The organism is Priestia sp. FSL R5-0597 (genome assembly GCF_038006305.1).
GTDB classification, from domain to species: domain Bacteria; phylum Bacillota; class Bacilli; order Bacillales; family Bacillaceae_H; genus Priestia; species Priestia zanthoxyli.
The window spans coordinates 2,897,663-2,916,874 of record NZ_JBBOUZ010000001.1; the positions used below are offsets into that span (position 1 = coordinate 2,897,663).

20 protein-coding genes are annotated in these 19,212 nt (G+C 37.3%); 1 reads left to right on the forward strand and 19 read right to left on the reverse strand.

Annotated features, from left to right (window positions below):
* Window positions 1–35 precede the first annotated feature (35 nt).
* From MKX72_RS14800 to MKX72_RS14810, 3 genes are all read right to left on the reverse strand, one after another.
* On the reverse strand, window positions 36–494 hold the full coding sequence (locus MKX72_RS14800; protein WP_049165262.1) for a hypothetical protein: 459 nt from the start codon (window positions 492–494) through the stop codon (window positions 36–38).
* A gap of 324 nt (window positions 495–818) precedes the next feature.
* On the reverse strand, window positions 819–1,109 hold the full coding sequence (locus MKX72_RS14805) for a hypothetical protein (protein ID WP_013057601.1): 291 nt from the start codon (window positions 1,107–1,109) through the stop codon (window positions 819–821).
* Window positions 1,110–1,202: 93 nt separating this feature from the next.
* Window positions 1,203–1,691, reverse strand: a complete 489-nt coding sequence (locus MKX72_RS14810) for a GyrI-like domain-containing protein (protein ID WP_033579408.1) — start codon at window positions 1,689–1,691, stop codon at window positions 1,203–1,205.
* 222 nt (window positions 1,692–1,913) lie between these two features.
* Here MKX72_RS14810 and MKX72_RS14815 point away from each other — a divergent pair, with 222 nt between their 5' ends.
* Window positions 1,914–2,201: a hypothetical protein gene (locus tag MKX72_RS14815; RefSeq protein ID WP_028412858.1), complete on the forward strand. Its 288-nt coding sequence runs from the start codon at window positions 1,914–1,916 to the stop codon at window positions 2,199–2,201.
* 10 nt (window positions 2,202–2,211) lie between these two features.
* On the opposite strand, the gene MKX72_RS14820 is transcribed toward MKX72_RS14815, so the two are convergent.
* The 16 genes from MKX72_RS14820 to MKX72_RS14895 all read right to left on the reverse strand — a co-directional run bounded on the left by MKX72_RS14820 (window position 2,212) and on the right by MKX72_RS14895 (window position 18,959).
* On the reverse strand, window positions 2,212–3,486 hold the full coding sequence (locus MKX72_RS14820; protein ID WP_033579409.1) for an FtsW/RodA/SpoVE family cell cycle protein: 1,275 nt from the start codon (window positions 3,484–3,486) through the stop codon (window positions 2,212–2,214).
* Window positions 3,483–3,881, reverse strand: coding sequence for a PadR family transcriptional regulator (locus tag MKX72_RS14825; RefSeq protein WP_033579410.1), 399 nt, complete (start codon window positions 3,879–3,881; stop codon window positions 3,483–3,485). Before MKX72_RS14825 ends, MKX72_RS14820 begins: the two co-directional genes overlap by 4 nt.
* Window position 3,882: 1 nt before the next feature.
* Window positions 3,883–4,419 carry a sigma-70 family RNA polymerase sigma factor gene (locus tag MKX72_RS14830; protein WP_033579411.1) on the reverse strand — a complete coding sequence of 179 codons (537 nt, stop codon included), beginning with the start codon at window positions 4,417–4,419 and terminating at the stop codon, window positions 3,883–3,885.
* A gap of 121 nt (window positions 4,420–4,540) precedes the next feature.
* Window positions 4,541–5,638 (reverse strand): acyltransferase, encoded by a 1,098-nt coding sequence (locus tag MKX72_RS14835; protein WP_047750599.1) that lies wholly within the window; start codon window positions 5,636–5,638, stop codon window positions 4,541–4,543.
* A 217-nt stretch (window positions 5,639–5,855) separates the two neighbouring features.
* Window positions 5,856–6,536, reverse strand: a complete 681-nt coding sequence (locus MKX72_RS14840) for a hypothetical protein (RefSeq protein ID WP_223546143.1) — start codon at window positions 6,534–6,536, stop codon at window positions 5,856–5,858.
* Between the two features lie 527 nt (window positions 6,537–7,063).
* On the reverse strand, window positions 7,064–7,771 hold the full coding sequence (locus MKX72_RS14845) for an ABC transporter ATP-binding protein (RefSeq protein ID WP_049165268.1): 708 nt from the start codon (window positions 7,769–7,771) through the stop codon (window positions 7,064–7,066).
* Complete coding sequence (locus tag MKX72_RS14850; RefSeq protein WP_033579414.1) at window positions 7,768–8,565, reverse strand: ABC transporter ATP-binding protein; 798 nt, start codon at window positions 8,563–8,565, stop codon at window positions 7,768–7,770. Before MKX72_RS14850 ends, MKX72_RS14845 begins: the two co-directional genes overlap by 4 nt.
* Window positions 8,566–8,577: 12 nt before the next feature.
* Window positions 8,578–9,864, reverse strand: a complete 1,287-nt coding sequence (locus MKX72_RS14855) for a branched-chain amino acid ABC transporter permease (RefSeq protein ID WP_033579415.1) — start codon at window positions 9,862–9,864, stop codon at window positions 8,578–8,580.
* Window positions 9,865–9,873: 9 nt separating this feature from the next.
* Window positions 9,874–10,860, reverse strand: a complete 987-nt coding sequence (locus MKX72_RS14860) for a branched-chain amino acid ABC transporter permease (RefSeq protein ID WP_033579574.1) — start codon at window positions 10,858–10,860, stop codon at window positions 9,874–9,876.
* An 81-nt stretch (window positions 10,861–10,941) separates the two neighbouring features.
* A complete protein-coding gene (locus tag MKX72_RS14865) occupies window positions 10,942–12,117 on the reverse strand; it encodes a branched-chain amino acid ABC transporter substrate-binding protein (protein WP_033579416.1) in 1,176 nt (391 codons plus the stop codon).
* Between the two features lie 488 nt (window positions 12,118–12,605).
* Window positions 12,606–12,743 (reverse strand): hypothetical protein, encoded by a 138-nt coding sequence (locus MKX72_RS14870; protein WP_186807070.1) that lies wholly within the window; start codon window positions 12,741–12,743, stop codon window positions 12,606–12,608.
* A gap of 166 nt (window positions 12,744–12,909) precedes the next feature.
* Complete coding sequence (locus tag MKX72_RS14875) at window positions 12,910–13,272, reverse strand: P-II family nitrogen regulator (protein WP_013057611.1); 363 nt, start codon at window positions 13,270–13,272, stop codon at window positions 12,910–12,912.
* A gap of 14 nt (window positions 13,273–13,286) precedes the next feature.
* Window positions 13,287–14,513: an ammonium transporter gene (locus tag MKX72_RS14880; RefSeq protein WP_028412855.1), complete on the reverse strand. Its 1,227-nt coding sequence runs from the start codon at window positions 14,511–14,513 to the stop codon at window positions 13,287–13,289.
* A 264-nt stretch (window positions 14,514–14,777) separates the two neighbouring features.
* A complete protein-coding gene (locus tag MKX72_RS14885) occupies window positions 14,778–16,316 on the reverse strand; it encodes an AbgT family transporter (protein ID WP_176544737.1) in 1,539 nt (512 codons plus the stop codon).
* Window positions 16,317–16,546: 230 nt separating this feature from the next.
* On the reverse strand, window positions 16,547–17,509 hold the full coding sequence (locus MKX72_RS14890; protein WP_049165272.1) for a class F sortase: 963 nt from the start codon (window positions 17,507–17,509) through the stop codon (window positions 16,547–16,549).
* A gap of 106 nt (window positions 17,510–17,615) precedes the next feature.
* Window positions 17,616–18,959, reverse strand: a complete 1,344-nt coding sequence (locus tag MKX72_RS14895) for a hypothetical protein (protein ID WP_033579419.1) — start codon at window positions 18,957–18,959, stop codon at window positions 17,616–17,618.
* Between the last annotated feature and the right edge of the window lie 253 nt (window positions 18,960–19,212).

The window sequence follows — 19,212 nt, forward strand, 5'->3', positions numbered from 1 at the left end:
ATCGGCCTTCAAGGTTGAAAGCCGATTTGTCTCCTTTACTGCAAAGGCGGTATAGTTATTCGTTTAATTCCATTTGTCTCAAACTCTCGTATATAATCCATTTCTCGATGAAAAATTTGCATAAAAACTTCATTTTTTATTTCTTTAGTGGATCCTATTTGCTCTATCACATCTCGTTTAGCCATGCGATAGGCTAGCGCTTCCCAAAACACTTCGTTATCGTATTCTCCAATAATATCTTGAAGAGAATCTTCATGTTCTTCTGTAAACATAACCTCACTGTTTAGCGTGTGAAAAGGTCCTTTTTCAAGGAAAGGCTCTGCGTGTGAAAACATTTGTTTTTCTACATCCGTATATTCCTGTGCATGCTCATCTTCCACTCCAGAACATGCTGTGACCATCCAGTTACCTAAATAAATTAAATCAAGCAGTTGAAAAAAGTGCGTTTCAGATAGTTGAAGTTCAATATCGTTTTTTACAGGAGCTTTTGACATAAGCGCGGATCTCTCCTTTAATTTTGAGGGTAGTTGCTACTAAATAAAATAGCTAAAAGGGTTAATATGCAGGCTAGCAGGAAAACTGAAGAAATGGCTTCACCTCTTTTCTGTAGTGTAAAAATAGAGGTACTGACATCCAAAGAAGTGAATACGAAGGGTGTAAACTTATCATAATCGAAATAAAGACAAGATACAAGACTTTTTTACTAAATTTTCTGACTATTTTCGTCATAAATACCTATTTTTGTTTTGTTTATACTAGAAAGGTCCGAAATTTGTGTGCTGAGCTGTTCAAAATAAAAAAGCGCTGAACCAGGCGCTTTAACGGTGTAAAAAAATAGATAAACCAATAAAAAAAGCAGCTAAAATAAAATCAAAAATCCATTGCCACTTCTCACGTTTTAACAATACGTGCTCTACCCCTGATAACAGCGAACTTATACTAACCAAAACAAAAATAAAGCTTAATTGGTTAAACGAAAATTTAGTGACAAAATTTGATACAAGTATGACTGCTACGGTGATGAACAGTGCCATTTGACTTATAAGTACCCATTTAATTCTCTGTTTATATCCGTCTTTTAAAGCTTGTAATAAATCGTTGCTGATCACTCTCACTAAACCCCTTTTGTATTCCTATCGTCAAAAGTAAGAACGCAGCAAAAAACGCTTATCTGCATCTTAACTACTTAGCAAAACTAGCTATTAAATCGAAACATAAATATCAACTTGACTGCACTCAGGATCAATACAGCGTTCATCATATAATTCAAAGTCTATTTTATAGGCACGATGATTTTTTTTAGCCCACTCGCGAATATAAGCCCAAGCCTCTACTACTACCTGTCTAGCTGGCCCAACAGCTGTTGTAAACACCATATATTCACCTTCTGGGATGATGAACTCTCTCATATCATCTTTGAGTTCGCCGCCAGGTAAAACTTCATATCCTAGAGCAAATGTAAAATCCATTTTTTGATTATATTCAAATTCTGTATAAAGAGCAAATGTATTACCATTTACTTTATTGGCGATTTTATTAGCTAACTGTTGTTTATAAAAAGTCTGCCAGTGCTCAGGAATAAGACCTGTGCCCGTTTCTTCCACAGGTTCATCTGTTCGAATAGGCACTCCTACAACAGTAAATTCATTTACCTTGACTACTTTTTGACTTACGACTAAGTCAGTCAACATATTGAGCCCCCTTAATTCTTCTTTTTCTGTAGTTACAATGAGGGAAATACTTCTTAATATGCATTTTATTTGTATTCAAAGAAAACGTCAACCTTTTATGCAAATCCCTTAACGAAGGGGCTGAAGATCATTCTTCTAAACTATAAAAAAAACGATTCTATTTTCTTTGTACACATCATACGTATAAGATACCCCTAATTTACAATAGAGTGAGGTAAAAAAATGAAGATCATTGAACTTGCCGAATTCATTAAAACAAGTAAAAAAACAACTAAACTTGCTCTCTCCTCTTCTACAGTACAGTATACATTAGAAACAGATGATTTGAAAATTGAATTAAAAACAGGCGGCACGAATAAGCGAATCGTGTTTTTTCGCATCTTCTTAAAAGGAACGTACAAGGATTGGATTTGTTATCACCGGAACGAACATCATATTTACGAATTGTATCAAAATATTCCTTTATCTCCTAAAATGCAAAAGCAGCTTTTGTATGCTATTGCATCATAAAAGAGCTGGCTTAGTTAGCCAGCTCTTTTATCGGTATATCTTTTGTTTTATATATACTAAGCACAATGCCAATGAACACCGCATTTGCAATTGTGGGACCCATACCATAACTTATAAATGGCAACCATACACCCATAATTGGGAGGAGATTAAACGACATACCTAAATTATAAAGCAACTGAAATGCATACACGCTTACGCTTCCGGAAACAAGCATTTTTCCAAACGGATCGCGAATCTGTTTAATTAACAGTATCATTTTTACTAATAAAGCACTCAACACTAGCATAATAAAAATTGAAATTCCCCAGCCGTAGGCATAGGTCAAACCTGCATATACAAATTCTGTGTCGATTCCACCTATTCGGTATCCCTCTGATGGATTAGCTTGAGGAAGCCACTCAGCTTGATGGAACAGGCGAGAAAGATGTACAGGGACGTAGCCTGCCCCTGCTGGATCTTTCCCTAGATGCAACACAATTGATAGACGACTTAAGTAATAAGAGCTTCCTGAAAGGAGCAGCATAACGGCTATAATTATAAACAGTGTGAGCAGAAACAACAAAGTGATCTTTTTAGCATGTTTACGAGCACTAAATATAAACATAGAAGCGATCATGATGATGTACATCATCACATTAGGAATACTAGTTAAACGCCCGTATAAGACTATGGTTAAAATAAATAGTACTGCCATAATGGGAACGTTACATGACCTACGTTGTAAAATATATCCCCAACCTATTAAATAAAATATTAAAATGAAATTTAAATCTAGGCTAAAAAAAGATAGGTTTACTACGGTTGTACCTTGAACGTTTGGTTGAATCCTTTCTGGCAATATATGCAGATTAAATACTACAAGGAGGAGTGTAGGAGCTATAAATGCTACCCACCCCCACTCTCTCCACTTGCGGTAGTTTTGAAAAGCACATACTGCTGTCAGGGCTAGTCCAATTAATGCAGTAATAAGTTTGGTTTCCATTGATATAGATGAACCTAGCTTAATTGTCAACATTCCTAAGCCTAACGCTGCAACAAATAATGAAACTAAGATCCAATCAATCTTTGTGCGGTATAGCTTTTGAAAGCGTCTGCTTAGTTCCGCTGAACTGCCCATTTGTTCAACAGCTTTTTTTTCAGCTTCCTCTTGAGAAACACCGCGCTGAATAGATTCTCGTTCTAAGTTTTTAATATGGGTATCAAGCTCTTGATACACTGCTTCTTTTGCTTCTTTATGTTTTATTTCTTGAGTAATTGACTGTAAAAATTCTTCTTTTTTCATTGTCCTCCTCCTAATAACCCTTGAAGGACAAAAGCTGATCGTTGACTTCCATTTTCTAAGCTTTTCATTACCTTTTTACCTTTACTATTCAGCTGATAGTATTTCTTCTGATCTTCTTTCCAGCGGCTTGTTACGTATGATTTTTGCTCAAGCTGATGCAGCAGAATGTACACAAACCCTTCTTGTTCATCAAACTCTTGAATTCCTCTACTCCGTAGTTTTTGAACAAGTTCTATTCCATTTTTTTCAACTGACAGAAGCTGTAGCGCTGGCAGTAAAATGTTTTCTTGTTTTATTTTTCGCTTAATAGCTTGCTTGTGCTTGTCAGTAAACTGCAGGTTTTGGAATACAGATTGCTTCATTGAGCCTTTTAGATGACGTAATCTTTCATCCATATTAGCCCTCCTCTATCATTTGTTTTAACAATTCTTTTCCACGCCGTAATCGTGTTTTAATCGTATTAGAATTAATAGATAAAAGCTCAGCTATTTCTTTAATTGTGTATTCTTCGAAATAATGCAGATAAATGAGTTCTCTATACTTTAATGGAAGACTCATTACAGTTTGAACCAATTCTTCAGACTCCTCGTTTTTTACCATTTCTTCTTCGATCATTTCTTTGCTTGATTCAAAAATCGTATGTATATGTTCTGTAAATTGCATTTTTCGCACGTACCAACTTTTTAAATAATCTTTGCAGTGATTAATAGCAATGCGCCATAACCAAGTTTTCAAACTAGATTGCTTAGAATACGTAGAAAGAGAATTATAAAACTTCACAAAAATTTCTTGTGTCAAATCCTCACTAACAGTAGAATTTCGCACGTAAGAATATACAAGCTGCAAGATGGATTGACCATATTCATTCATAGCCTCTTCTAAAAGAATTTCATACTCTTCTTGCTCTACTAATGCAAATAGCAAATCGTTCACTTCACTCACCTCTTTTTCAATACATTAGACGAAGCTCAAGCCAATTAGGTTTTAAATTACTTATTTTTTATCAAAAAAACACCGGAAGCTTTGGGGTCAGTCCCTTGCTCCGGTGCTTTTCTTATTTATGCTGTAGCTTTGTAAACGAATGTTTGTGCGGCTTTGCATGTAACTTTCCCTTTGTCCATTGAATCCCTCTGTATAAATAGTACGAGCACCAAAAAACTGCTGGGACGATAAGTACATATGCGACGATACTATTTGTAAAGAAAGAAGAATCTATGGAACGAAGCAATCGATAGGTCTCATTTAATATACATATATGCACGACATAAATGCCAACTGAATTTTTCCCAACCTTTGAAAAAAACGAGTTTTTGCCAAGACTTGGACTGCTTAATACGAATAAAAACAATGATGCCGATAAAAAAATCGTAGAAATAAAATAGTCTCCGGGCTTGCTGTGCTGGATATTGACCAACCAGTAGCGCTCGGCGATCTCTAACGCTGAAAACACAAAAAAGCTGGCTAAATAAATCATGGGCCTTACGTTTAATACTGACAGAATTTGCTTACCATAAAGGGCAAACATAGCTCCTAATACTGTATAGAATAAACCAAAGAACAGGGCATCTCTCGTTTGAAAAGAAAGTGGAAAAAATAAAGAATAAGACTGTCCAAATAACCCAGTTACATATAATACGGTGCTGATAATCATTAATAAACCGATCTTTTTCCATCTTTGAAATAAGAAAACGATAACAACAGCCCAAATTAACGCAATCAAGTACCAAAGCTGAAATCCGCTTGTGTCACTTCCATAATAAAAGATATCTTTGAATGTGATGGATGATGTTAAATAATCAGCTACTGCATCTTTTCGCTCTGCTAATGTTCCGTGGTTTTGAAATAAGCGCAGAACTACACCAAACAATAAATAAAAGATGAACCAACATGCATAAAGCTTTGAAATATTCCACGTGTATTTTTTTAAGTATGCAGAAGGTTTTGGATGTTTTTGAATTTTATTCGTAAACAAATACCCTGATACAATAAAGAAAAAAGGAACCGCGAATCGTGCAAATGTGTCAACAATGACATCTAGCACATTTTCCTGGTTCCCTAAAAAGAAATCGTCATGTGATGGATTAACATGAATACAAACCACAAACACTGTAGCAAAAAACTTAATAAAATCAATTGAATAATTACGTTCCATCTTGTTGTCAGCTCCTTAAAATAAACTCGAGCTCTATTTTAGCATAATTATCCAAACGAAAAAGACATTTTGGTAAAATTAACCTTATAGTCATGGAAAAATTTTCTTAACTTCCAATATTCTAGTCTTGTTTACTTGTATGATGTCTTTCAATATTCCAAATAAATGATTCTAAAGAACTACAAAACAAAAAAACAGATTACCGGTAACCTGTTTTTTAAATTAACATTTTCCATGCAAACTTATTATCTTGTTTAATATCGATTTCTTTTTCATGCAAAGCCTGCACATGCTGTTTAATTTGTTTGAGAAACAGCATTACTTCTCCGCTTGATACGGCAGCTGAGTTGAGAGATAACGAATGTTTTTTAGCAATTTTTAATTCCTCTGTTTCCACTGAAATACTCACGTGGCGAAATAAGTGCCAAGGGTAATAAACTGTTTTAAAAGATTTTGAGAAATAAATTCCTTTAGAACAAACGGTAATCCCCTCGGTTTTTTGAAGAGGATATGTATTTAAATGAGCTACAATTTTTTCTTTTGCAGGTAAATAGAGCCTGTTTCGCATCTCTTTTTCAACTTCTTCACATAGTTGTCCTGCTACCGACAACACATCTTTTGGATCAGGTGTTTGATGAATTTGAAAAGATGAACAAATAGAAGTTAATTCTTTTGAGGATACACATGGATATATATAGTCTTGACACATATATTCATGGGAATGAGTGCGAATAAATTTCTTGATTTTTTTTAATAGAGATACTAGCTTTCTAGCTGAGTAATCGTTTTGATTGACTTGAAATTTCTCCACGTCATTAAAACAAATCATTTCTTCTTTTCGAATGGTAATGGATTGAATGTTAGCGAAATCTTCCCATAACATTTTTCCTTTTTTCATCCCTCTGCTTTTCCAGTAAATCCCCTTATTTGTAAAGCAAATTCCCCTTTTATCTAGGCCCGCTATAAAAGAGCTGTGTAAATACGCAATTATTTTTTCTTGGGGCTGAAACTGAAAGTATTTGCTAGCCATTTTTTTGTAGAAACTAGGTATTTGCATTACATAAAATTGACTTTCTCTATAGATTAAGCATAAGTCAGTCAAATAATTAGTTTTCAGCGTCGCCACGCTCTCACTTCCTTTTTGAGTGTAAATAACCGTACCCATTTTTTTCTATTACTTTATAAACGTTTTTTGATGAAAAAAGTTTCAACTTTTTTTGTTTTTTATGAAAAAGCTTTAAATGGAAGCATTCCTTTCATCTAGGAGGTTATCTAATTACTCACTTATTCAATAATCTTATTTTAAACGTTCCCTACTTAATTAAGAAACTAAACCAGATAATAGCAATGCTTACCTGCTTTATCCAAATCATCCCCTGTGAACAAAAATAAACCGCAGCGTTAAAACGCGATGCGGTTTGTTTTTTAAGCTAAATAAGCTTCTTTTATTTTTTCATTGTGAATTAATTCCGGTCCTTTTCCTTGCAAAATAATTTCTCCCGTTTGAATCACGTAGCCTCGGTGCGCGATTTGCAGTGCTTGATAAGCGTTTTGTTCAACGAGCAAAATGGTCATTCCGCTTTTATTTAATTCCATAATGATTTCAAATATTTGTTCTACAATGATGGGAGCAAGCCCCATAGAAGGTTCATCTAGCATAAGCATAGAAGGGTTCATCATAAGCGCTCGCCCGATAGCTAGCATTTGCTGTTCACCGCCGCTCATCGTTCCTCCTTTTTGAGTCAGCCTTTCTTTTAATCTCGGAAAATATGTGAGTACTCTACCCATATTTTCTTCTATTATTTTTTTATTAGAAAGTGAGAAGGCTCCAATCGTTAAATTTTCTTTTACCGTCATCTTAGGGAAAATTTTTCTTCCTTCTGGTACGTGAGCTATTCCTAGCCGGGCCGTTTGGTGAGGAGGGAATTTCGTGATGTGGGTGCCTTTATACACGATACTACCTGCTTTGACAGGAGCTTGACCGCTAATGGACTTTAATGTTGTAGATTTACCGGCTCCATTGCTTCCAATAAGAGTCACAATTTCTCCTTCTTCTACATCAATCGTTATTCCTTTAAGCGCTTGAATTCCTCCGTAAAAGGTGTCAACTTCAGTTAACTTTAATAGAGTCATGTGCTTTTCTCCTTCCTTTCTATCTCCTCTGCCGCTCCTTTTCCTAAATAGGCTTCGATCACTTTCGGGTGCGTACGGATATGTTCAGCATTTCCTTCTGCAATTTTTATTCCATGATCTAATACAATAATATGATCAGAAATTTCCATGACGAGCTTCATGTCATGCTCAATTAATAAAATGGTTATTTCCCGGTCTCTTCGTATCGTGTGAATAAGATCCGTCAGCTCTTTTGTTTCACGCGGATTCATACCAGCAGCCGGTTCGTCTAATAATAACAGTGAGGGTCTAGTAGCTAACGCTCTCGCAATTTCGAGTCGGCGCTGCGCTCCATATGATAAGTTAGTGGCTACTTCGTTATATAAAGCTTCTAGCCCAACGTATTCCAACAGCTTATACGCTTCTTTTTTAGCTGCTTTTTCCGCTCTTCTTGCTCGAGGTAAATTCAACAGCGTTTCAAAAGTGGTTGCTTTCAAATGGTTGTGCATCCCAACTAACACATTTTCTAAAACCGTTATATTACTAAACAACCTGATGTTTTGAAATGTCCGAGAAATCCCTTGTTTTGATACGCTGTGAGGTTTTAGCCCTGTTATGGATTGACCATTTAACATAATATCACCTGAGGTTGGCTGATAAACACCTGTCACCATATTAAAAAACGTGGTCTTTCCAGCGCCGTTTGGTCCTATTACAGCTGTTATTGAATTTTTTTGAATATCCATTGTTACGTCTTGATTGGCAACTAAACCGCCAAAGGTCTTGGTTACATTTTTCACTTCTAAAATAGACAATTTGTTTCACCTCTATAGATTGACGTTTTTCTTAGCCGTTGAAATCACAGGCTGTATTTCTTCTTCAGCTTCTTCTTTCAGCTCTTTCAAATCGAACGTAGGCTGTTTAGCAGGAAGCAATCCCTGAGACCTGTATAGAGCAAATAAAATAAGAAGTCCGCCAAAGATAAATCGCTGCATTTTAGCTGGCGAAAGTGCATCCGGTATAGAGATAACTCCGTTTAAGCTCAGCTGATTAAACCAATCCGTGAGCTCCGTTAATACTTGAAGATTAAGAATGGTTACAACCGCTGCTCCAAGTATGACTCCCGGAACGCTCCCCATTCCTCCTAAAATAACCATCACTAAAATCGTAATAGATTCTAACAGCGTAAAGCTGGTTGGATCGACAAACGTTTGCTTCGCGGCAAAAACAACTCCCATCATGCCTGAAAATGATGCACCAATAGCAAACGCAAGCAGCTTTGTTCTAACAAGGTGAATTCCCATCGCTTGAGCGGCAATTTCATTTTCACGAACCGCTTTCCACGATCGTCCTACTTTAGAATATTCAAATCGCCGTACAATAAAAATAACCGCAGCTAAGATGACTAATACTACATAATAGAACTGACTTGGATATACTAAATTAATCCCAAAAATAGAAGGCGGCGTCACGGAGGACAGCCCCATTGCCCCGTTTGTAATATTGATCGGTTTATCCAAATTGTTAAACACAATTCGAATAATTTCCCCGAATCCAAGCGTAACGATAGCTAGATAGTCTCCTTTTACGCGCAGCACAGGTATACCAAGCAAAACTCCAAATAAAGCGGCTATTAGGCACCCTGCAATAATAAAAAACCAAAAGCTTTCTCCTGATAATGGGTACGTACCAAAAGGCATAAAATTAGCAGCTTGATTAGTCGCGAAAATTCCATACGTGTAAGCCCCAACTGCAAAGAAAGCAACAAATCCCAAATCCAATAATCCGGCCAATCCGACTACAATGTTCAACCCAAGTGCCATAGCAACATAAATGCCTACTAGCGTAGATACTTCCATATATGATTCATAAGCAGGGCCTTGGCTAGCTGAAAAAGGAAGCAGCACAATTAAAATGACCCCTGCTATTAGCCATTTTAATTTAGTAGAAAGAGACATAAAGTACAGAAGTAATAATGAAAATAAAAGAAGTAAAAATGCGACGACGGACTTTTGGGCAAGCATTAAACTACCGCTTGTTGCAATTACATATATAAAAAATAAAATGATTTGCGCCTTTTTGTTTCCTTCAAGCCTACTCATTAATTTTTTCATCGTCATCACCTACACTTTTTCTGTAACGGCTTTTCCAAATAAGCCTTCTGGTTTAAAAATTAACACCAAAATCAAAATGGCAAATGCAAATACATCTTTATACTCTGCTCCTAAAACATTGCCGGTAATTGTTGATAAATTCGCAGCTGCAAACATTTCAAGAATGCCAAGCATTAGCCCTCCAAACATTGCGCCTCGTATATTGCCTATTCCTCCTAAAACTGCTGCTGTAAAAGCCTTTAATCCTAATATGAAACCAATGTAAGGATCAATTGTTCCGTAATGAAGCGCAAATAACACGCCGGTTGCTCCCCCTAAAGCCGAACCAATAAAAAAAGTAAGAGAAATAACTTTGTTTACATTAATGGACATGAGTGAAGCCGTATCGGGATCTTGAGCTACGGCTCTCATTGCCATTCCCCATTTGGTTCGATTGACGAAAATTTCGAGTCCGATCATTAAGCAAAGAGCAACAATTAACACTACGATAAACGTTACTTTAAATGTAGCATCATCAAATGATGATGAAAGAGAAGAAGCGTTAACCGATACTTTTCCTGAAAATAAAGCAGGGGTATTAACAATATAATTACCATTCTTAAGTTCCGTAATGAAGCGCACAAAATCCTGTAATAGAAACGACATTCCGATAGCTGTAATAAGTGTAATCAGTTTAGAAGACTTGCGCAGGGGGCGATAAGCCACTCTTTCAATTCCCATACCAAGAAACCCAGTCGCAACACTCGTAATAAGAAGAACTAAAATTAACGTCACAACAGCTGGAAAAGCTGCAATCCAACCTACGCCTGTTAATCCTATTAAAATAGCGGTTCCGATAAAGGCCCCTGACATAAAAATTTCGCCGTGTGCAAAATTGATGAGTTCTAAAATGCCATATACCATCGTATAACCTAGGGCAATAATTGCATATACAGCTCCTAATGTTAGTCCGTCGATTAACACTTGCGGCAGCGTTTGTATAATATGAGCAAACATATAACCTCGTCCCTTTCGTCCTATAAAATCAATTTTAAGAAAAGAAAGGTACGGAACATCCATACCTTTCTTTTCTAAGGTTTACTGTGAGATTTCCCCTTCTAATTTAGCTGGATATGAAGGAGCGTCAAACTTATAGATAAAGATTTTAGCGTATTTATTGTCTCCTTTCTCATCAAATCCTACCTGCGTAAGTTCTCCTTTGTATTCTTTAATACCTCGTACGGCATCACGCACTGCTTCATGAGAAGGAAGCTTTTTATCATTGTCTTCAATTGCTTTTTGAATACCTTGAAGCATAACCTTCATGGAATCATACCCGTATACAGAATATGACTCTACTTTTTTATTGAATTTCTTCTCATAATCTTTAGCAAATTGTGTTTTGGAAGCATCTCCTGCTACTGACGTGAGGTACGTATCTTTTACAGCATCTCCAGCAATATCAACTAAAGTTGAGGAGTCTAAGCCATCTCCTCCCATAAATTTAGCGGTAATTCCTTTGTCACGAGCTTGCTTAATTAAGAGTCCGCCTTCTGCGTAGAGCCCTCCAAAATAAACGAGATCTGGCTTTTCTTTAGAGACTTGATTTAACACACCGTTAAAATCTTTTTCTCCAACTGTAATTCCTTCAAATCCAACAATTTTTGCCCCTTCTTTTTCAGCCGCTGTTTTAAAAGCGTCTGCAAGCCCTTGTCCGTAGGCTGTTTTATCTTGAATGACAAAAATATTTTTTGCTTTCAACTCTTTAACAGCATATTTCGCTCCTGCAGGCCCTTGGAAGTCATCACGGGCTACAATGCGGTTAACTGTTTTTAACTTTCGGTCTGTTACATCCGTTGCTGTACTTGCAGGAGAAATCATTGGAATTGAGTATTTCTCATACGTTTCAGATGAAGGAATGGTAACTCCTGAATTTAAATGTCCTATTACGCCATAGACAGCTTTGTCTGATCCGATTAACTGAGCGTTTGCTACGCCTTTTTTAGGATCGCCTTGGTCGTCATACGGCACAAGCTGAAGTTTATATCCTAATTTTTTAAACGTGTCTTTTTCTTCATCAAGAGCTAGCTGAGCTCCCAGTTTGATCGCTTCACCTAACGTTGCACTACCTCCTGACAAAGGGCTTTGCGTAGCAATTTTAATAACATTGCTGCCTTTATCTTCTCCTGATGTACTGTTGCTGCCACAGCCAGCTACAAATCCTACTGATAAGACCGTTGTTGCTAAAATAGATAACATTTTTTTACTTAGCATGTAGTAATCGTTATAAAACGCGTAATAGCGGCTAGTCTTTTATAACGATTTTCCCTCCCTTTGTTCGCGTCTAGAACGCTTTTTATCTTTTCGGCAAATGTCATTTCTGAAAACGGTAAAAAAGCTTGCTGTTTATGTACATTGGTTGTCACATCCTTTCATAATAGATTCACTCTCCTATACAGAGAGAAACTAATAAAAGTAAAATTATAGTCATTTTTTACTATTATAAAAGGATAAACAGCACTATTTCACCAAACTTGTCAGTAATAATGACACATATTTTTATAATTTTCTTAATTTTATAAAAATAATTTTAATTATATTCACTTGTTTTTTGCGATATACTCCTTGGCCGTATATATAACAAAAAAGCATGTCACCATAAGGAAACATGCCTTGTAACTATTCAACCTAAAAAAAGGTTGAGATATAACGAAATGAATCTAACCGAAAGACGGACAAATGAGATACATGGGCTGGCCGGCTTATGACACCGCAGTTGATTTCCGTGCAGGGCTTCGCTTTCCGCGGGCGGCCGCTGAGCCTCCTCGTCGCTTGTGCTCCTGCGGAGTCTCACCTGTCCCGCTTTTCCCGCAGGAGTCTCCGCCTTGCCCTCCAATCAACTGCTAGAAGGAAAGAAACAAATAAAACGATAGACATCATCACAAAAAACAAAAAAAACGAACCACTCATTAAATATGTTGATGAGTGGTTCGTTTTTCACTTGGGCTAAACTACTTTTGTCCCAGCCTCTTTTTATGACCCTTTGTTTTCCGCTTCTCCCCGAGTTTAACTATTGTTTCGTAATGCCTGTGATCCCTCTTCCCCTGTTCGGATCTTAATCGCATTTTTTAATTCATAGATAAATATTTTCCCATCTCCAGGCTGACCTGTATTTAGTACTTTTCTTGCTTTATCAACAACGTCGGATACGGGAACTTCGCACACAACAATTTCCACTTTAATTCGGGCGTGCATATTGTCTTGTTTTTTGACCCCCCTGTAAAGTTCCGTAATGCCTTTTTGCAATCCGCATCCTAACGCATCTGTAACCGTAATACCGCTCACGCCAATTTTTGCTAGTTCTTGCTTAAGCTCTTCAAACTTTGAAGGGCGCGTAATAATTTCAATTTTTGTTAAAACATCACTCACTGTGCCCACCCCTTTTACATATTCGATTCGTGATACGCTCTTTCACCGTGCAGCGTAATATCAAGCCCGAGCGTTTCTTCTTCTTGTGTTGCGCGTAGAGATACTACCAACCCAACCACTTTAACAATAATGAAGGTAGCGATGCCGACAAATAGATACGTTGCTACGATAGCCACCAGCTGTTTCCATAGTAGACTTGGGTCTCCGTAGAATAAACCATTCGCGCCGGCATCATTTACAGAAGTTGTGGCAAATAAACCCGTTGCGATACCTCCCCATGTTCCCCCAATACCGTGAAGACCAAATGCATCTAACGCATCGTCGTAACCGATTTTCTTTTTAAGTGAGAAGATACCCCAGAAACAAACTGCTCCGCCGATAAAACCAATTACAATAGAAGCAAACGGTGTAACGAATCCACAAGCTGGTGTAATAGCTACAAGTCCAGCAATCGCTCCCGAAACGGCTCCAAGCAGCGTAGGCTTTTTATTAATAATCCACTCTACTACAAGCCAGCCGATAATTCCTGTTGCTGCCGCTGTATTCGTGTTAATGAAAGCCGTCATTGCAACGCTGTTAATAGTTAAGGAACTTCCAACGTTAAATCCAAACCACCCGAACCAAATCAGCATTCCGCCTAAAAGAGTTAGCGGTAAATTGTGAGGTGCTGCAGCATCGGCATTTTTTCGTTTTCCAACAACAAGAGCTAGAATTAATCCTGCTACACCTGATGAAATGTGAACGACGTTTCCGCCAGCAAAGTCAATAGCTCCTAGTTCACGAAGCCATCCGCCAACTCCCCAAACCCAGTGTGCAACGGGTGCATATACAAATAATGACCATAGGATAGCAAATAAGATAAATGCTGAAAACTTCATGCGCTCTGCAAAAGCACCAGAGATAATAGCTACTGTTAACACAGCAAATGTTAGTTGAAACATCATAAACATGTTATGCGGGATCGTTGCGCTGTAGTCCCCGTTTGGAGTGAATCCAACGCCTTTTAATCCCACCCAGTCCAAGTTTCCAATAAAAGCATTGCCACCGGTCGAAAATGCTAGAGAATAGCCAGCTACTATCCAAAGAACAGATATGACAGCTAATGAACCTACGCTATACATCGCGGTACTTAACATGTTTTTACTTCGAACCATGCCTCCGTAAAACAATGCAATAGCTGGTGTCATAATCCAAACCAATAATGCCGAAAAAAACATAAATACTGAATCGCCCATTTGCATGATGATTTCCCCCTTAAGTACGAATAAATAACCCCTAAATTCAATGTTAGATTATATAACATATCTTGTTATGTTTACTATCATATTTGATTTATATGTATTTAGCAACTACTTTTTGCAAATTTATTCAGAAAACTTTTGTTTTTAAAACTCTTTTCTTTTTGTTATTTATTCTTCTATGTACACAGAAGCTGCAATGTTATTTGTGTGTGTTAGAATTTCTGACATAAAAAATCCTCTTCTACTCCAAGAAGAGGATTTTTTTTACAAATACATATATACACCTGGTCCTAAAGGAATACCGAATACAGCAAAAACAATCAACATTACAATCCAAATTCCTAAGAAGGCTAAAGTATAAGGAAGCATAAGTGAAATGATGGTTCCAAGTCCTGCTTTCGGCTCGTATTCTTTCATAAAGGCTAAAATGACAATCATGTATGGATTTAAAGGAGTGATTACATTCGTAGACGAATCCGCTATTCGATAAGCTGCTTGAATAAATCCAGGATTGTATCCTAACAGCATGAATAATGGAATAAAAATAGGTGCTTCTAGTGCCCATTGAGCAGAGCCGCTAAAAATAAGAAGGCTTAGAACCACAGTTAAAAATACAAAACCAACCACAACTGGAAGTCCAGTTAGATTTAGTGCTTTTAATGCATCCGCTCCTTCTACTGCAATCCACGTTCCAATATTAGTCCAATTAAAGTAAGCGATAAATTGAGCGGCGGCAAAAATAAGGACAATATAGCTAGCCATATCTTTCATCGAATCAGTCATATAAGAAGGTATATCTCTAGAACTTTTGATTTTCCCTACTGTTATTCCATAAACAGAGCCAACTACCACAAAAAACAGCAGCGTAATCGGAATGATACCATCTAAAAAAGGAGATGGAACAATTCCGCCGTCTTCATTTCGTATAGGAGAGTTGGGCCAAAATAAGAAAACAGCTAGTACAACGACATAAATACATGTAGCAACGATACTGTTTTTTAATCCTTTTGCTTCTACCTCACTGATTTCACCAAAATCATTGCGTTTTTTCCCTTTATAATTACCCAGTCTAGGTTCTACAATCTTTTCAGTGACGATCGCTCCTATAATAGTTAAAACGAATACAGAAGCCGCCATGAAGTACCAGTTCGCTGCAGGACTGACGGCAGCGCTTGGGTCGATTGTTTTAGCAGCTTCAGTAGAAATGCCTGATAACAATCCGTCGGTTCCGGATATAATAAGATTCGCTGTAAAGCCTGATCCCACCCCAGCAAATCCTGCTGCTAATCCAGCAAGCGGGTGTCTTCCTACTGTATAAAATATCATTGCGGCAAGCGGAGGCACGATGACAAAAGCAGCATCTGCGGCTAAGTTGGCCATAATTCCTGTAAAAATAATGGCGTATGTAATAAGAGCTTTTGGAGCATTTAAAATCGTTTTCTTTATGGCCACTTCAAGCAGACCTACTTTTTCTGCAAGTCCGACTCCAAGCATCATAGCAAGTACAAGTCCTAGGGGCTTAAATTCAGTGAAATTGGTCAGCATCGATGTTAAGATATACTGAATGCCTTCATGCGACAACAAACTTTTAATTGGAAGAGTCTTATTAGTACCAGGATGGACCACCGTTACTCCCATACTATTGATAGCAACAGACGCTAATACGATAATAAGCGCTAAGCATACAAACAAAATAAAAGGATCAGGTAGTTTGTTTCCGAATGCTTCTACTCTTCCTAATAGTTTGTCTAGAAAGGTTGTTGGATGTGATTTTTGCTCTGTTTGCAAATTAGGTTGTGCCATACTTTCTCTCCTTTTTCTTTTAGATTCTTTTTGTTTTTTTCCTTTTAATTACCAAAAAGACTATTAGTACATAATAATCTGAATATTTATATTATTCAAGTATTATTTTTAAGGAATTTTTATTTATCTATTAAAACTAATAGCATTTAGATAAATAGAAAGCCATAAGATATCTTTTGAATCGACAATCAAAAATAACAAAAAGCTCTCCGTTTGAAGAGAGCTTTTTGTTATTTCGCTATACTAGATGGGGCAGACTCTTTTCCTGACTCGTTAACAGCTGTTACATAATAACGAGACTGAGATGCGTCGGAGTCGGCAAAGCTTTTTCGCTCAAATTCCGAAACGCTGCCAATATGGACAAATGTTCCGCCTGGGTTCTTTTTATAAATTCGGTAACCGATAATATTGCCTTCTCGTACCGCGTACCACGTAAGCAAATTACCGCTCATCTTTACATGTGTGGGAGGTTGTGGTGCAGTTGCTTCACGATCCAATTCTTTTGCTTGGTCAGCTTTTAGTTCTGTATATACAACTAACCTCTCTTGATGGGTTCCTTCTGCACGGTCAAACGTGCCTGTACACGTAATTAGATTTAAATTACGTTTGTTGCTGTACCCAAAAATTTCGTTTAAAGGTGCCTTATCTCGCGGATAGCTTTTTGTACGTTTAACAACAAAGGTAAGCGTGGTCCCCTGTGCATCTCTTACGGTAATTTCATCGTCTTTTTTTAAGTTTTTTAGATTATAAAAGACGGCAGGACCGGTTTTACTGTCTACGTGTCCTGCTAGTACAGCATTTCCTTTTACGCCAGGTTTAGCTCCTGGTTCAAACCAAGCAACTCCATTTTCTGTAGATGGCGCTGCCATTTCACCGCTGTCTAATAACCCTACTTGTTCAATTGAAGCCTCCACATGAATAGCTGGAATGGACACTTTTGCAGGAATGATTCCTTTGAATTCTTTGTTTAACTGTTTGGCTTCTGTTTTATGCTTTTTTAATACAGCAAATTCCTCTTCAAGCGTTACCCGGCTTTTTAAATCCTTTGATTGTGCTTCTTTTTCTTTTTGCTTAGCTGCATTCTGTTGCTTCATTTCTTTTGCTTCTACCATTTGTTCTTTAAAATATAGTCCGCCGCTAACAAGCAGGACTAAACTTAATATACAGTAGGCGAGAACAATCGCTTTTTTCACATCGTCACCTCGTTTCACAGCTGTTTATAAAAAAGAAGAGAGAACAACCTCTCTTCTTTTTTTAGGACTCTTGACTTGTAATTCATAAGGAAAAGGAGAAAAAATATTATTTACTTACTGGTTTCTTGCGTAAAATAACTCCAGCTGTTAATACAGCTAACGAACCTAGTGCAATATAGATCGCTGTTAGTGGGTTCATCGTTGATTCAGATGCCCCGCCCATACCTGTTTTCGGCATATCTGTTGGCATAGCTGTCTCAGCAAACTTATCGGGATTTTGTTTTACAATCGCTTCACCTAAAGCTTGGCCGACACCAAACATTAATTTATACCCTTCACGGTACGTATCATAACTTCCAGCGTAGTCGCCGGATGCATATTGCTCAAATGTTTTAATAACCGTATCTTCATGTGCTTTTATAGCTGCCTGTGCGTCTGCAGTTGGAAGGTTTCCATCTGTTGCTGTTCCTAAGAATGTACCAAATTCTTGCGCGAATTTATGGAGCTTGTCTTTAGCAGCTTTTTCTCCTGCTTCATCGCCTTTTACTTGTGCACTTACTAGTTCAGCTTGGGCATTGATGTGATCTCCTTGCCAAATTTTTTCGAATTGTGCAGCCCCTTCATCGCCATATACTGAACCGATTGCAGCTTTAAAATCTGCTGTGTTAGCATTTTCTAACCAGCTAACATAGTCGTAATCTTTTGAACCGTTGAACCCTTTTTCCATTCCCATTGTTGCTAAAGCAAAATGTTCTGCTGCTAAGCTGTTTAATGAAGAACGTAAATCTGCTGCTGGTGTATCTACTTTGGTATTGTCGAATTTATCGGGCATTTGCGTTACGATTGCATTTGATAACGCTTTACTAATGGCAAACATTTGCTGATATCCTTCGCGGTATGTTTTAGCGGCCGCTTCGTAGTCACCTGCTACATAATCTTCAAATGTTTCTTTTACTTGGTCTTCATGTACGCGAAGCGCTTCTTTTGCTGCATCCTCAGGTAGTTTGCCTTCCGTAGCAGTACTTAAGAACTTAGCAAATTCATTTACGAATTGATTTACTTCTTTATCTACTTCAGCCATGGCTTCTTTGTCATTTTCTTTTGTTGCTTTTACAAAATCATCTGTGTAATTGTTATGTTCTCTGAAAATTCTTTCAAATTCAGCTGCTCCTTTATCACCATAGACAGACGCAATAGCAGGCTCCATGTCAACGGCATTTTGGTCCAATGCTTTAAACGCAGCGTCAGCGTCTTTAGAACCGTCATAGGCTGTTGTCATAGCGGCAACGGCAAGCGTAAAGTGTTCAGATAATAAGTAGTCTAAGTTCGCTCGTAAATCTGCAGCTTTTGTTACTGCCGTTGGTTGTGCTTCCTCTGCGTTTGCAATTGTGGGCATCAATAGTGAAGCTCCTAGTACAGGGATCATTAACTTTTTGCTTAATTTCATCATTTTCCACTCTCCTCATTTTTAGTTGATGTACGCTACTTTTTTCATTCTTACTACATCTTAAATCATTAAATAGATTGAACATTTTGAATATTCTTTATATTTTACCTTCATGTTCTCCCGTATTTAATGACTCTTTTTAGGAAGTATTCTCTTTCTATCTACTAAACGATTGGCGAATGACCTTGGATCACTTTTTTAAAACTTTTTTAAGATGTCATTTTCATCAAGAATTCCTTCCCTTTCTACTTATCTA